General features: G+C 67.5%; 12 protein-coding genes. 11 read left to right on the top strand and 1 reads right to left on the bottom strand.

Annotated features, from left to right (window positions below; all coding sequences use genetic code 11):
• Positions 1 to 15 precede the first annotated feature (15 nt).
• The 10 genes from ACLQ2Q_RS20105 (at position 16) to ACLQ2Q_RS20060 (ending at position 11,574) form a co-directional block, all read left to right on the top strand.
• Positions 16 to 921: a hypothetical protein gene (locus tag ACLQ2Q_RS20105; protein WP_425823231.1), complete on the top strand. Its 906-nt coding sequence runs from the start codon at positions 16 to 18 to the stop codon at positions 919 to 921.
• Positions 918 to 1,931, top strand: a complete 1,014-nt coding sequence (locus ACLQ2Q_RS20100; protein ID WP_425823229.1) for a glycosyl transferase — start codon at positions 918 to 920, stop codon at positions 1,929 to 1,931. Before ACLQ2Q_RS20105 ends, ACLQ2Q_RS20100 begins: the two co-directional genes overlap by 4 nt.
• Complete coding sequence (locus ACLQ2Q_RS20095; RefSeq protein ID WP_425823227.1) at positions 1,928 to 2,803, top strand: alpha/beta hydrolase; 876 nt, start codon at positions 1,928 to 1,930, stop codon at positions 2,801 to 2,803. The genes ACLQ2Q_RS20100 and ACLQ2Q_RS20095 overlap by 4 nt, the downstream gene beginning before the upstream one ends.
• A 160-nt stretch (positions 2,804 to 2,963) precedes the next feature.
• On the top strand, positions 2,964 to 4,325 hold the full coding sequence (locus ACLQ2Q_RS20090; protein ID WP_425823225.1) for a Wzz/FepE/Etk N-terminal domain-containing protein: 1,362 nt from the start codon (positions 2,964 to 2,966) through the stop codon (positions 4,323 to 4,325).
• Between the two features lie 32 nt (positions 4,326 to 4,357).
• On the top strand, positions 4,358 to 5,452 hold the full coding sequence (locus tag ACLQ2Q_RS20085; RefSeq protein ID WP_425823223.1) for a glycosyltransferase: 1,095 nt from the start codon (positions 4,358 to 4,360) through the stop codon (positions 5,450 to 5,452).
• Positions 5,449 to 6,528, top strand: coding sequence for a polysaccharide pyruvyl transferase family protein (locus tag ACLQ2Q_RS20080; protein ID WP_425823221.1), 1,080 nt, complete (start codon positions 5,449 to 5,451; stop codon positions 6,526 to 6,528). The genes ACLQ2Q_RS20085 and ACLQ2Q_RS20080 overlap by 4 nt, the downstream gene beginning before the upstream one ends.
• The gene (locus ACLQ2Q_RS20075) at positions 6,525 to 7,487 is read left to right on the top strand and encodes a glycosyltransferase family 2 protein (protein WP_425823219.1); all 963 of its coding nucleotides are present in this window, start codon (positions 6,525 to 6,527) and stop codon (positions 7,485 to 7,487) included. The genes ACLQ2Q_RS20080 and ACLQ2Q_RS20075 overlap by 4 nt, the downstream gene beginning before the upstream one ends.
• 171 nt (positions 7,488 to 7,658) lie before the next feature.
• On the top strand, positions 7,659 to 9,077 hold the full coding sequence (locus ACLQ2Q_RS20070; RefSeq protein WP_425823217.1) for a right-handed parallel beta-helix repeat-containing protein: 1,419 nt from the start codon (positions 7,659 to 7,661) through the stop codon (positions 9,075 to 9,077).
• Between the two features lie 108 nt (positions 9,078 to 9,185).
• The gene (locus ACLQ2Q_RS20065) at positions 9,186 to 10,289 is read left to right on the top strand and encodes a glycosyltransferase (RefSeq protein ID WP_425823215.1); all 1,104 of its coding nucleotides are present in this window, start codon (positions 9,186 to 9,188) and stop codon (positions 10,287 to 10,289) included.
• A 55-nt stretch (positions 10,290 to 10,344) separates the two neighbouring features.
• Positions 10,345 to 11,574, top strand: a complete 1,230-nt coding sequence (locus ACLQ2Q_RS20060) for a glycoside hydrolase family 5 protein (protein WP_425823213.1) — start codon at positions 10,345 to 10,347, stop codon at positions 11,572 to 11,574.
• A 31-nt stretch (positions 11,575 to 11,605) separates the two neighbouring features.
• On the opposite strand, the gene ACLQ2Q_RS20055 is transcribed toward ACLQ2Q_RS20060, so the two are convergent.
• Positions 11,606 to 12,799 (bottom strand): Ig-like domain-containing protein, encoded by a 1,194-nt coding sequence (locus tag ACLQ2Q_RS20055; RefSeq protein ID WP_425823212.1) that lies wholly within the window; start codon positions 12,797 to 12,799, stop codon positions 11,606 to 11,608.
• Between the two features lie 240 nt (positions 12,800 to 13,039).
• Here ACLQ2Q_RS20055 and ACLQ2Q_RS20050 point away from each other — a divergent pair, with 240 nt between their 5' ends.
• A complete protein-coding gene (locus ACLQ2Q_RS20050) occupies positions 13,040 to 14,002 on the top strand; it encodes a glycosyltransferase (protein WP_425823210.1) in 963 nt (320 codons plus the stop codon).
• Positions 14,003 to 14,008 lie beyond the last annotated feature (6 nt).

Genomic DNA, 14,008 nt, shown 5'->3' with positions numbered 1-14,008 from the left:
GATAGGGTCGGGACGGTGCACCCGACTTCCAAGCCCGGCGGCCCGACCGCCTCGCGACTGATCGCGCCGACCGACGCCACGCCCGCCCGCCTCAGGCGGCGCCACCGCGTGATCGCGGTATGCGCGTTCATCGGGCTGCTTCTCGGCGCCGCGATCATCCTCGTCGTCGCCTTTTCGATTTCGGATACCACGGCGCCCGCGCGGACCATCATTCCGCCGGCCTCGGACACCGTCGAGACGACAGAGCCCGCGGTGCCGGAGGTCCAGGAGACGACCCTGCCGAGCGGAACGGCGTGGCTGGCGATGCCGCAGGGCGAACCGGCGGGAATCGCGATCCTGCTGCCCGACGCGACGGACGACGCGCGGGCGCTGCTGGATACGCGTGCCGCGGAGGAACTCCGCGGGAGCGGGTGGGCCGTCGCCACGGGGGTGCTCGGGGGCGAGAGCTGGGGTTCGACCGCCGCCAGCGAGGGGCTGTCTCAGTTGAAGGCGTGGGCGGTCGAGACCGCCGGGCCGGTGCCGGCGCTGCTCGCGGGCGTCGGCATGGGTGCGACGACGGGTCTCACGACGCTCGCTCGATACCCCGACCTAGGCGTGACCTGCTTCTACGCCGCCGCGCCGTTGACCGACCTCGCCGCGCTCGTCGGCGAGAACCAAGCGATCGGCCCCCGGATCGCGGATGCGTGGGGACGAGAGCCCGGTGCCGATGACAACCCGATTCTCCTCGTTGAGTCGCTGCCCAGCGGGATGACGTATCGTGTCGTGGTGCCCGATGGTCCGCCCCTGCTCGCCGAGGATGCCAACGCCTTCGTCTCGGCGCTCGAAGCCTCCGGTCAGACCGTCTCATCCGTTACAGCAGCAGTCGGCGACAGCCCGGATGCAGACGATCTGACGGCCTTTGCAGAAGGATGCTCCAGATGACCCAGAACCGAATTCGAGTGCTGCACTCCCTGGCCCCGCCCGATGGCCGGACGAGATTCATCGATCAGATGACCGAGGGGGCGCCGGACGACGTCGAAGTGCGCTACTTCTCCTGGAAGAAGGCCCTCAAGGGCGACTACGACGTGCTGCACCTGCACTGGCCGGAGTTCCTCACGCGGGACCAGCGGCTCTCGAAGCGGGTCGGCAAGCGGCAGGCTATGCGGGCGACCCTGCTGATGACACGGATGCGGCGCATCCCGATCGTCCGCACGGTGCACAACCTGCACCCGCACGAGGACGGCGGCCGCGCGGAGCGCCGGCTCCTGAACGCGATCGACCGCCGGACGGCGGTGTTCATCAAGCTGAACCCGACGACCCAGCTCGAGCCGCAGATGCACGGCGTGACCATTCTCCACGGGCACTACAGGGATCGGTTCGCGCATCACCCGCGCTCAGAGCGCGAGAAGGGCCGGATCCTCTACTTCGGGCTGATCCGCCCGTACAAGAACGTCGACAAGCTCATCGAGCTCTATGCGCGCCGCGAGCGCCCCGGAACGTCTCTGCGCATCGTCGGATCTCCTGGCCGCGAGCTGCGGGAGGGCATCAGCGCACTCATCGACGCCCACCAGGCAGTGTCGGGCCGGCTCGAATTCGTCGACGACGACGTGCTGGTCCGTGAAATCACCGCCGCCTCGCTGGTGGTTCTGCCCTACGCCGAGATGCACAACTCCGGCGCCGCGCTCGTGGCGCTCTCGCTCGACCGGCCCATCCTGGTCCCGCGCACGCCATCCAACTCCGCCCTTGCCGACGAGGTGGGTGACGCGTGGGTCCGTCAGTACGACGGCGACCTCACGGAGGAGGTGCTGATGAGCGCGTTGGCGGCCGCGGACGAGCTGGGCTCGGAGGAACGTCCGAAGCTGGACGGACGCGATTGGGTCGCGATCGGCCGGCTGCACCGCGATGTGTACCACGACGCGATCGCCGGCGCCAAGGATCGTGGGCGCCGATGAGGACCCGGTTGTTGCTCGGGGTCGTCGCGCTGGTGAGCGCCGTGCTCCTCGCGGGGTGCCAGAGCTCGCCGCCCGCGCCGGGCGCGACGACCACGGGGGGCGTGACCGTCGACGTGGAGAAGTCCATCGCGTACGAACAGGTTGACGGGAAAGACCTCGATCTGGATGCCTGCATTCCTAAAGACGACTCCGCGGGGCCGTTCCCCGCGGTGATCCTGATCCACGGCGGCGCCTTCCAGGAGGGCAGCCGCTCCAACATGCTCAGCCTGTGCGGCGAGCTGGCAAAAGATGGCTTGGCCGCCTTCGCGATCGATTACCGACTGCTGCCGGCCAGCTTCCCCGCTCAGGCGGAGGACACCGCCACAGCGGTCGATTGGCTGCGCGAAACAGCTCAGACGGACCGCTTCAACCTCTCGGGCGACATTGCGCTCCTGGGAAGTTCCGCAGGTGGGATCATCGCCCTGACCGCCGCCGATGCACTCGCGAAGTCAGGGTCGCCGGTGTCGGCGGTGGTGACGCTGTCGGCCGCCGGGGACCTCACCTCCGAGGCGCTCGCACTGGGTGACCCTGACCCCTCCCTCGAGGAGGTCGTCCTCTCATACCTGGGGTGCGACGACATCGACGACTGCCCGCAGGCCGTCACCGCCTCGCCCCGGTTCAACGTTCCCGCCGACACTCCGACACTGCTGGTGCACGGATCAGAGGACGTGATTCCTGTCGAGCAGGCGGAGGCCCTCGAACAGGCGATGCGCGAAGCCGGCGCCGACGTGACGCTTCTCGTCGTCGACGGCGAGCGGCACGGTCTGCAACTCATAGACAATGGATCGAGAGTCCAGATCAGGGACTTTCTCGTCGACCGGATGTCGCCATAACGTCATCAGCCGCTCATCGGTCGCAACACTCTCGCAACAATGCGAGGCTAGCGTGGACGTAAGCGCAGCACCGTCCCGGTGACTTAGCCCTCGTGATGACCGCAGGCAGCCTCGGTTCCACGCCACGAACGACATGAATCAAGCGAAACGGATAATGCCAATGAGCCCCACGACACTTGTCCGCGCTCTTCGAAAGTGGTGGTGGGTCGTGGTCGGCCTGACCGTCCTCGGCGGAGCGGCGGGAGCAGCGGCCACCATGCTGATGACTCCCCAGTACGAATCGACGAGCCAGATCTTCGTGGCGTTCGACGCGCCCGCCGGCGCTGATTCTTCAGAGCTCGTACAGGCGAACAACTTCGCCATCCAGAAGGTGTACTCCTACACCGAGGTCGCGAAGTCGCAGCGTGTGCTCGACGAAGTGATCAATGAGCTCAACCTCGACACGACGGCGGACGAGCTGGCCCGCGATATCACCGTCATGGTTCCGGTGAACAGCGCGGTGCTCCAGATCACCGCCGTTGCACCCAACGCCGATGACGCAGCCGCATTGTCGGCTGCCGTGGTCTCGTCGTTCTCCGACGTCGTCCTCGAACTGGAGACGCCGACGGCGGGAGGCGTACCGCCCCTGCGGATCGAGTCGCTCGAGGAGCCGGTGGCCTCCGAGGACCCGTCATCCCCCAATCTCCTGGTGAACATCGCACTCGGCATGTTCGTCGGCTTCGCCCTGGGCATCCTCTGGATCGCGATCGCAGCGCTTCGCGACCGCAAGATCTACAACGGCTCGGATCTTGCGTCCGAGCCCGGTTCGCTGCGCGCCATCGGCAGCGTCCCGGTGGGCGCCAAGTCCGACTCGCCGACCGTCGTGCTCGACGATCCCCTGAGCGCGATCGCGGAGTCGTACCGCACGATCGCAGCCACACTCGCCCACTCGACGGATGCGGACCTCAGCGTCGTGGCGGTGGCCGCTGCAACGCCACGGGACCGTTCGTCGGCTCTCACCAGCAATCTCGCGCTGACGCTCAAGGAGTTCGGCGCCCGGGTAGCCATCATCGACGCGAACCTGCGTTCCGGCTCGATCTCGTCATCGCTCGGGCTCGATGGTCCGGGTCTTGCGCAGTGCCTGTCCGGGACGGCGACGGCGAGCGACGCGATCACGCAGGTGAACGGGATCGGCGTGCTGCCGGCAGGTACGACGACGGACAGCCCGGCCGAGCTCATCGCCGGTGCTCGCTTCTCGAGCGTCGTCCGAGAGGTCGCCGCCTCGTATGACATCGTCTTGATCGACTCGGCGCCCGTGCTTCCGCTGAGCGACACGCTCTTCGCGGCGTCCGCGGCGAAGAGCGTCCTCCTCGCGGTCACCTCGGGCAGCGTCACGCCTACACAGCTCCAGGCGGCGAAGACCACGCTCGAGGGCGTGGATGCCTCGGTGCTGGGTGTCGTTGTGCTCGATGCGGCACGGTCCGGCGCGGACGCCGACGTTTCGACGGCGGCGTACCGCGACCTGCGGCCCGCGCGCTCGTGAGCCGGGGGCACGACTCGACTCGCATCCTGATCGTGACGACGTCGTTCGCGGGCGGCGGCGCGGAGTTCGTCGCGCGCACCTGGGCCGACTGGCTCGCGTCGCACGGTTTCGATGTGCGGCTTGCCACGACCACCATCCACGACAACGGCGAGGCGCCGAAAGGGGTGCGGCACATCCCGCTCGACGGACGGAATCCTGCTCGGGCGATCCGCTCGCTTCGCAAGGTCCTCCTCGGCGAGCCCACGGACGTGGTCCTCGCGATCCAGTCGTGGCCGAATCTTCTCGCTCTGGCTGCCTGCATGGGCAGGCGACGCCCCGCGCTGATCGTGTCGGAGCGGAACATCACAAGTCGCGAAGGCGAGCCGATGCGCCTTCCTGATCGCATCAAGCGGATGCTCGCCCTGCGCTTCTACCGTCGCGCCGACCTCGCGATCGCCGTCTCGCACTCGGTCGCCGCCGAGCTCGTGAGCGTCTATCGAGTACCCGGATCGCGCGTCGTGACGGTGCCCAATCCCGCCGGTCAGCGCGCGGAGGCACGCAGCTCGCTCGTTCGTCCCGTACCGACCGGCGACGAACCCGTGCGCCTTACGCTGCCCATGCGACTGGTGCCGCAGAAGCGGGTCGGGCTCGCCGTCGCGGCGGCCGCCGTCCTGCGCGAACGAGGCATCGATGCGCGCATCCTGTGCTTCGGAACTCAGAGTGGCATGACAGGGCTGGCGGCAGACGCCGAGTCTCACGGCGTTCCGCTCGAGGCGCCTGGGTGGGTTCCCGACTGGGTCGCTGCCACTCCTCCAGGCGCAGTAGCCGTCCTTCCCTCGTACCGAGAGGGATTCGGCAACGTGCTCGTCGAAGCCGCCTATGCGGGAATCCCCAGCGTCGCAGTGTCGAATGCCTTCGGCGTCGCGGACGCCCTGATCCCGGGCTTCAGCGGGCAGCTGGCGCTTGTAGGCACTCCGGAGGCGCTCGCCGATGCCGTTCTCGCCGCGCGCGACACTCCCATGCACCACGTCGGCGACTGGACCCGGCGCTTCTCCACAGACGAGAGCGGCAGGCTGCTCACGGTCGCTCTCGAACGGGCCATCTCGAATCACCTTGACGGACACCGGCAGAAAGGCCCGACCGCGTGAGGATCCTTGTTTCAGCCGTAGGACAGACGGACAACGTCGGCGACACGGTGCTCCGGCGCGGGTTCCTCGACCACCTGCGTACGATCGCGCCGTTGCGCGTCTTCGTCGGGGGCAAGCCCGACTCGTACATCAGCGGTCTGGGGCTGCACTCGGACGACGTCGCCGTGCGTGACAACGGCGAGTGGCGATCGGTCGTTTCGCGTGACCTGATGAAAGGCGGTGTCTACGCCTTCGACACGGGGGAACGAGAGGTCGACCGGGCCTTCGCCAAGCGCTACCTCAAGCTCGCGCCGCTGCTGGTGGTCAACAAGGTCCGCGGCGGCACGGCGGTGCACCTCGGCGTGGGCGTGCGGGAATCGACTGCGTGGCGCAAGCCGATCGGCGCCATCGTCCGGCTCTGCGACCTGGTCTCGTGGCGCGACGCCGACAGCCGCGCGATCATGGGTTTCGGGTCCGTCAGCCCCGACTGGGCGTTCGCCCTCGGATCATCCGCTGAGGTGCTGCGAGATGCCGACGCCCCTCGGCCGCGGATGGCGATAGCGGTTCGACAGAGCCTCGACCACGCAGCCCGGGACCGTCTGGATGACGAGTGGGTCCGGAAGGTCCGCACCCTCGCCGACAGGCTCGCGCTCGAGCCCATCGTCGTCGCGCAGATCGAGCGCGACGGTCCAGTGACACTCGATCTTGCGCAGCGGCTCGGCTGCGAGGCACTGACCTGGCTCGACGACGATCACGCGCGGCAGGAGGAGAGGCTGCGGGGAATCTACCGCGAGTCCGCGCTCGTGCTCACCGATCGGCTGCACGGCGCCGTGATCGCTGCCACCGAGGGGGCTATCCCCATCGCTCTCAGCACGGGACGCATGGACAAAGTCACGCGAACCCTCACCTCGGTGGGGATCGACCGCACCAGCGTCGGCCGAAGCATCCCGGACGAAGCCGCGCTGAATGACGTCGTGCGCGATGCACTGGCACGGCGCGCTGAGATCATCGAATCGGTCGTGGAGGCTCGCTCCCGACTGGAAGCGGTGACGGGTGAGCTGCGACAGCGCCTGGAGGCGAAGGGAGCTCTGGTGTGAGCGCGCCGAAGGTCAGCGTCATCATCCCCGCCTACCGCGTCGCCGACTTCTTGCCTGTGTGCGTCGAGCGGCTCTCGCGCCAGCGGTACGAGAACTTCGAGATCGTCCTCGTCGAAGACGGCTCCGGCGATGCGACGGCCGACGTGGCGAGGGCTCTCGCCGACGCCGAGCCTCGCGTCCGGGCGATCATCCTTCCCGAGAACGGTGGCGTCGCCCGAGCCCGCGAACGCGCGGTCGCCGAGAGCACCGGCGAGTACCTGTGGTTCGTCGATGCGGACGACTCTTGGCCCGAGTCCGCGCTCAAGACGCTGGTCGCCGCCGCAGAGGGCGCAGATATCGTCGTAGCCGATGCCGAGTTCCACTATCAGGACGGCTCTCGACGCCCCCTGCGCGCGCCCCGAAGCCCTGGCGTGGACGGCGCCGGCGCGTTCGCGATGCTGTTGCGCGGCGAGATCACCGGTCACCTGTGGAACAAGCTGTTCCGCCGCGAAGTGATGGCTCAGGCGTCGTTCGCGCCCGCCCGGGTGCAGTCCGACCTCATCATGGTCGCGGATGCCCTGTCGTACGCCAGGTCGGTGCGATTCACCGATCAGCCGGTGTACGAATACCGTCTCCGGCAAGGCTCCGTCATCACCTCGACCTCGGCGCGGGCGGAGTCGCTCGGACTCATCGATTCCCGCATCCGCTCGGACGCGGACCGAATCGGACTCGTCGATACGGACGATTACCGGTACTTCCGCGCCCGCTACATCCAACTGTCGGGCATAAAGGACGCTCTTCTCGCGTCCTATCCTGACAATGAGCGCCGACGCCACCTGGCTGATCGGCGATCCGAGCTCTCGTGGTCCGACATAGCCCTCTTCGCGAAGCGGCGAGACGCGCGTCGCCTCGCGCTGGCGCTCACCGCCAAGAGTTCGCTCGCCGCTCACCGCGCCCTGCTGCGAGCCGCTGACAGATAGCTGGATTTGTGACGTTCGTGTGACGTTCGCGTGACGTTGTGTTTCGGCTGCGTGCGCGTCCGTCCCTGGCTCTTTCGCCTACACAGCGCTTGGGACCATACTTGTCAAGTGGGTTGCGAAGAAGCCCCCAACTGACGTCTGGGGACCGAATCGACAATTCACGGAGGAAACATGCGACGCCCAGGCGCCGACCGGAAGACCGCACTCGCCCTCACAGCACTGCTGATCCTCGGAGGAGTCACTCAGGCGGGACCCGCCTCCGCCGCCACGATCGTCGGACCGGCGACGTACGAAGAGTCCTCGAGTGCGACCGTGTACACGGGCTCATGGGCCTCGCTCGAGTCCGGCGGCTCGAGCGGCGGCGCCATCCGCTACGCCGACGGGAAGGCCTCGGCCACTCTGACGTTCCGTGGATCGAGCATCACCTGGTACACGTGGAACTCGACCTCGGGTGGCATCGTCGACGTGTACCTGGACGACGTCAGGCAGAAGCGCGTCGACAACTACTCGGGTACGAGGACGACGAAGATCCGGGCGTTCACGGCTGACGGGCTCAACGGCGACATCCACACGATCCGGATCGCCGGGACGGGTTTGTCGAACGCGAACTCAAGCGGCACGATCACGCACCATGACTCCTTCGTGGTCGGAAGGAAGACATCACCTCCCGCTGTGAGGTCCCTGCCGATCCGGATCGAGGACTGCCCTGCCGCCACAGTCCGCGTGCACACTGCCAGTGAGCTTACGAATGCCCTCACTGCGGCACGTCCGGGCACCGTCATTCACCTCGCCGCCGGCACCTACAGGGGCGGTTTCGCACTGACGGCGTCGGGAACGGCGACCGCTCCGATCTGGGTCTGCGGGCCCAGGACCGCCGTGGTACAGGGTGATTCGGAATTCTCGGGAACCGCGATGCGCCTGGGCACAGCCAGTCATGCACGTGTCACCGGGTTCACGGTGACCAATGCCCTGGCGGGAGTCATGGTCAAGTACGGCAACGACGTTGCGATCACCGACCTGCATGTCCGCGACACGGGGAACGAAGGCATCCATCTCTACGGGCACACCACCGACAGCTTCGTCGTGGGCAACCTCGTGGAGCGAACAGGTCTCGTGAACCGGCCATACGGTGAGGGCATCTACATCGGTACGTCGGGACGCCGATGGGCCGAGGTGACCAACGGCCAGCCCGACCGCTCGGATCGGAACACCGTTGCGCTCAACACGGTCAAGGCAACGGGTGCTGAGGCGATCGAGGCCAAGGAAGGCACTTCCGACGGCTCGATCCTTCACAACACGGTCATCGGGCACAGCTCTGGCTCGAACGCCAACGCCTGGATCATGGTGACGGGCAACGACTGGTACATCAGCGGCAACTCCGGCCAGAACGCCGTGAAGCACGGGTACGCGTCGTTCGTCTCGAGCGACGGGAACTGGGGCTACCGGAACATCTTCCGGGACAATTCGGGAAGCGGCACCCCCGGCACGGGCCTCTGGATCCAGAGTCCGTCGTCGGGCTCGCAGGTGTCGTGCGACAACTGGGTGGATGCGGCGGCGGGTGGCGTCACGAACGTGTTCTGCGCCCCGTGAGGTTCGCCGCGTCGTCCATCCCGGGGCCTACTAGTGGGTGACCGGGTCATGGGCGGCGAAGAGAGCGAACTCGGGGACATTAGGGTGGAAGGCACAGGGGGAACTTCGGTGGCATCGAAAGACAAGGGCAGGATAGCGTTCGTCGTCACGTCGCTGCGCGACGGTGACGACGACCCGTCGATCGCGTGGATGGGTTGGTTCGCAGACGCCGGGTACGCCGTGACCGCGATCCCTCTGCTGGCCGGGCCGGTCTCGTCGTCATTGCATTCTTCGGTCGACGTGACCGAGAACGCCGCGGTGCACGGGCACAAAGCCAAGATCAGCGCCCTCAGCGCGCTGATCGGCTCGAGTGCATTCGGCGCCGTCGTCGGGGTGCGCACGGAATCGAATCTCGTCGTGCTGGAGGCCATGAAGGGGCACTCATCGCCGCCGCTTGCGGTTGTCACGGAGGAGAACCCTCTGAGCCTCTTCCTCGATTCCGAGTCGCGCACCCGACGCCGGCAAGTGCGCGACGCCCGCCGAGCCTATCGACGCGCGGACCTCGCGATCTCCGCCTCGCATCCGATCGCTGCAGAGCTCACCGCGGCATTCGGGGTGCCCGCCAGCCGGAGCCTCGTCGTGCCGCGACCCGTTCTCGCGCAGAACCGGGAGGACGCCACGTTCGCCGGCCCGCCGGAGGGGGACGGTCCGATCCACCTCGTGCTGACGTGCGAGCTGACGGCGCGCACCGACGCCGACGTCGTCGTGCACGCCGCGAAGTCCCTCGGCGATCGCGGCATCCGGAGCGAGGTGCTGTCATTGCGCGGAGGCCCACGCGAAGCCGCTCTCGGCGCGCTGGCCGACACTCTCGGGGTTCCATTCTCGATCCGCCACGATGTCGGCGAGGACGACTGGCGGCTTCCCGCGGGATCGGTCGTGGTCCTCCCGTCCCGCAGCGAAGGCGTCGGCGCGGACCTCGTCCAGGCGACCTCACGCGCCGTGCCGGCGACGGCGATCTCGACGGCACTGGGCGTCGCTGATGCGATCATTCCGGGCGTCACGGGCGAGCTCGCCCTCGATGACCACCCGCTCTCCGTTGCCGACGCCGTCGAGCGCGCATCGAAGATCAAGGTCACGGACGTCGGCGGCTGGATCGATCGCTTCACCCCTCGATTCAGCGGCGCGCTCCTGGAACGCGCCGTGCAGTACGGCCATGGCCTTGCGGAGCGCTAGGAAACGCATAGGAGTTCGCGCGACGGTGCTGCTGGCCGTCACTGCTGCGATCGCGATGACTGTCGGATTGATGCTCTGGCCGAGCTCCACCGGAGATCCTCTCCTCGGCGGCTCCGGGGAGCAGGCACAGCCCACTCCCCTGCCCACAAGCACCGATCCCTCCGGCGGGAGGGCCGTCGGATCCCGCAGCGTCGACGAGACACTTCGATTCGGCGATGGAAGTTACCTCGACGGTCACGACTACCTGCGTGGGGTGAACATCTACAGCCTCATCTTCGCCGGCAAGCAGGACGATCTCTCCGCTCTCGGGGAACCCGCTTCAAGCTATGCTTTCCTCGCGTCCCGCGGGGTGTCGATCATCCGTCTTGCGGTGCCATGGCAGCGGCTCCAGGAGATCCCGCCGGGCGGCGACGCCGCGGACGGGCTGCAGCAGCCCATCGACGCCGCCTACCTCGAGGTGGTCGCCGAGCAGGTGAACCGAGCAGCGAATGCAGGCATCCGGACCATCATCGACCTTCACAACGGATGCACGTATCCGTGGGGCGCCGGAGATTTCGTCGAGGGGAGCCTCCGATGCGGCGACGGTATCACCGAGGCGCACGTGACCAACCTCTGGCAGACCATAGCCGAACGGTTCCGCGACGATGAGCGGGTCGCCGCGTACGACATCTTCAACGAGCCCCGCTGGTCCGTAGGCGTGCAGACGTACAAGCGATACGCGCAGGTCGCGGTGGATGCCATCCGCTCCACAGGCGATGACCACGTCATCTGGGTCGAGGGGATCCTGAGCGATAAGCGTGGGCGACTGGCGGCCATCGCACGGCAGGGCCCCTGGGTCATCGACCCTCTCGACAAAGTCATGTACTCGGAGCACTTCTACGCGAACGAGCGTGGCGCCGGCTTCGTTCCCGGCACGGACTACTCGCCCGTGCTCGACCGGTTGCGGACGTTCGGCGACTGGTGCCGCGCGTGGGCTGTGAGATGCTCCGTCGGGGAAGTGGGATGGCCGTCCGGTGGCGCGAACGGAGCGCAGTCGGATGCGGACGCCGCAGGGTGGAACGAGCTCTTCGATCAGTTCTACTCGCTCGCCGACGAGTACGAGCTCGATGTGACGTACTTCGCCGCGAGTTCCACGACGCAGGTGGGCACACTTCTGGCGTACGTGAGCAGCGACCCGCGCCCCCTCTCGCCGGTCGGCATCGACACCGCCCTGTCGCAGGCCTCGGTCATCGAGGCACACCCATCACGACCGACGCAGCCCCAAGACGACCCGCCGGCAGGCTGAAGCGCCCACCGGCGGGCTGAGACGCCCGCACTCAGTTGGCGATCTTCACCTTGATCGGCGAACTGATACCGACATTGCCTGCCGCATCGGTGGCGCGCGCCGTCACGACGTAATCGCCGTTCGGAGTCCGGGGCCCTACCGTCCAGATCCGTGCGCCCCACTGTGTCGCAGACTGCTTGGTCAGAGTCAGCAGCCGGGACTCACCGTGGTAGATGCCGACATCGACCACCCCCACGTTGTCGGTGGCGTTGACGGTCACCGTGGCGTAGCCCTTGAGCACTGCACCGTTGACGGGCGCGACGATGGCCGCTGATGGCGGAGTGCGGTCGCCGCCGGACGAGGCGCCGACCCACCGCTCCATCGACGCGATGAAGTCCGGGAGGGCGAAACCGGGGGTCGAGTGGCCGTTCGTGTGGGCACGCATCGTCGCCTCGGCGGCAACGGGGCTGGCGAGTGCAAGGAGCGCGAGCCCGTGATCGTCCGGCGGGACGGTCAGATCGGTCTCGCTGGGCTGCGACACGACGATACGCATCGTCGATCCGGCCCACGCTGCGGCGGAGTGACGGGCGGGATTGGCTGCGTCGATCGCGCCAGGGTTGTCCCCGAAGGCGGCGATGACCGAGTCGCGAGCCCGGCCGCCCGAGTCATAGTGAGCGCGTATGTCGTACGTTCCGTTCACGCTGTACATTCCGGCAATCGATGGGATGAGCTTCGATGCGTAAGTCTCCGTCGCGAGCGCGCCGCCGGCGGAGGTCGCTCGCAGGACGTTCGTCTTCACTGTGAAGGTCTGGCTCATGTACTGATAGCCGGCGACTTGAAGCGCGGTGGCAGTGGGATGCGAGTAGAGGTTGCCGCCCGCCGTCTGGCAGATCGCCACCCATCCGTGGTCGACGACGGCCGCGGAGACCAGTTTGAAGCCGCCGTCGAGCGCGTTGTGATCGCTCGAGCCGCCGTGGTAGAACCACACGACCGGCACCGCCTGGCCACTGAACGGCTTGACCGTCTGGGGGACGTGGATGCGCGCCACATCGCCATTGATGCGCACGCAGATGTTGTCGAAAAGCGTTCCGGCAGCCGTCAACTGGTTCGGCTTGCGGAAGTACTCGCCCGGCAGCTTGGGCGTAGGAGTCGACTCGGCGAACGCCGGCACTCCGGTGGCAGCGGTGAGCGCCAGCGCGCCTACACCGCCCGTGGCGAGCGTGATGAATCCGCGTCGCGACACCATCGGCGATGTCGACGGAAGTCCTCGATTAACAGTCCCCATATTTTTCCCCTAACCTGTAAGCATCCAACTATGTCACGGGTCTAGGCGCGTGAACGAGCCGTTAACGGTCGTTTCGGGCGGGTAAAAGGTCAGGTCAAGCCCCTGTGCACCGACGGCTTGCCCTACTAGCCTTGGTCATATAGAGGAGGACTCGCCGACGGCGTGCCGAGGCCTACGATGTTCTGCGGGCGAGGAGAAGGCATGCTGACGGATTCGATCGCGCCGATGGGCGCAAAGGCCCTACTCGTCTGCTCGACGGGCGGCCATCTGTCAGAGCTCATCCGCCTCGAGGCGCAGCTCGGTGTGAATCCCGAGTCCCTCTGGGTGACCTTCGACACGCCGCAGAGTCGCGAGCTGCTGGAGGGCCGGCGCATGATCGCGCTTCCGTATATCGGCCCTCGCGACCTCAAAGGCACGCTCCGCGCCATGCCGGTTCTGCGCCGTGCGCTCCAAGCCGAGTCGTTCGAGGTCGCCGTGAGCACCGGCGCCGCTGTGGCGGTGGCAGCCCTTCCCCTCGCTGTGCTGGCAGGCGTTCCTGCGACGTACGTGGAGAGCGTCTCCCGCGTCCACGGCCCCTCATCGACGGGGCGCATCCTCGAACTCGTCCCCGGCGTACGCCTTCGCACTCCTCACCCGCAGTGGAGCCGCGGACGGTGGGCGCCGGCGCATAGCGTCCTCTCGGACTTCCGCAGCGTCCCTGCGGCGACGAGGGCCGTTCCGAGGAAGGTGTTCGTCACGCTCGGTACCATCCGGGGGTACCGCTTCGACTCCGTCGTCGACGCCATGCTTCGGACCGGTTACGCGAACGACGAGACGGTGTGGCAGCTGGGCGATACGGATCGCAGCGACTCCCTCCCGGGCACCGTCCACCAGTACATGTCTCCCGATGACTTCGCGCGCACCGCGCTCGAGGCGGATGCGGTCGTCACGCACGCCGGCGTCGGCACGCTCCTCGAGCTGCTCGGGATGGGCATCTATCCGGTCCAAGCGGTGCGCCGCGCTCACCGCCGCGAGCACGTCGACGACCACCAGACAGAGATCGCACGCCTCGTGAATGAGCTCGACATCGGCGTCGCCGTTGACGGACCGGAGCTGACGGGCTCCGCCATCGAGAGGGCCGCGTCGCGTCGGATCGTCGATGGGCTGCGAGCGGGCGCCGCCTAGTGACCG

Source organism: Microbacterium sp. DT81.1, assembly GCF_049844955.1.
Classification (GTDB): Bacteria; Actinomycetota; Actinomycetes; order Actinomycetales; family Microbacteriaceae; genus Microbacterium.
Note: the sequence above shows the minus strand (reverse complement) of the source record. Positions and strands in the feature narration are given on the sequence as shown.

Bases quoted from the DNA above. Each gene is read 5' to 3' on its own strand.
- ACLQ2Q_RS20100 (WP_425823229.1), top strand. From the start codon at position 918: ATGACCCAGAACCGAATTCGAGTGCTGCACTCCCTGGCCCCGCCCGAT.
- ACLQ2Q_RS20095 (WP_425823227.1), top strand. From the start codon at position 1,928: ATGAGGACCCGGTTGTTGCTCGGGGTCGTCGCGCTGGTGAGCGCCGTG.
- ACLQ2Q_RS20090 (WP_425823225.1), top strand. From the start codon at position 2,964: ATGAGCCCCACGACACTTGTCCGCGCTCTTCGAAAGTGGTGGTGGGTC.
- ACLQ2Q_RS20070 (WP_425823217.1), top strand. From the start codon at position 7,659: ATGCGACGCCCAGGCGCCGACCGGAAGACCGCACTCGCCCTCACAGCA.
- ACLQ2Q_RS20060 (WP_425823213.1), top strand. From the start codon at position 10,345: ATGACTGTCGGATTGATGCTCTGGCCGAGCTCCACCGGAGATCCTCTC.
- ACLQ2Q_RS20055 (WP_425823212.1), bottom strand. From the start codon at position 12,799: ATGGTGTCGCGACGCGGATTCATCACGCTCGCCACGGGCGGTGTAGGC.
- ACLQ2Q_RS20050 (WP_425823210.1), top strand. From the start codon at position 13,040: ATGCTGACGGATTCGATCGCGCCGATGGGCGCAAAGGCCCTACTCGTC.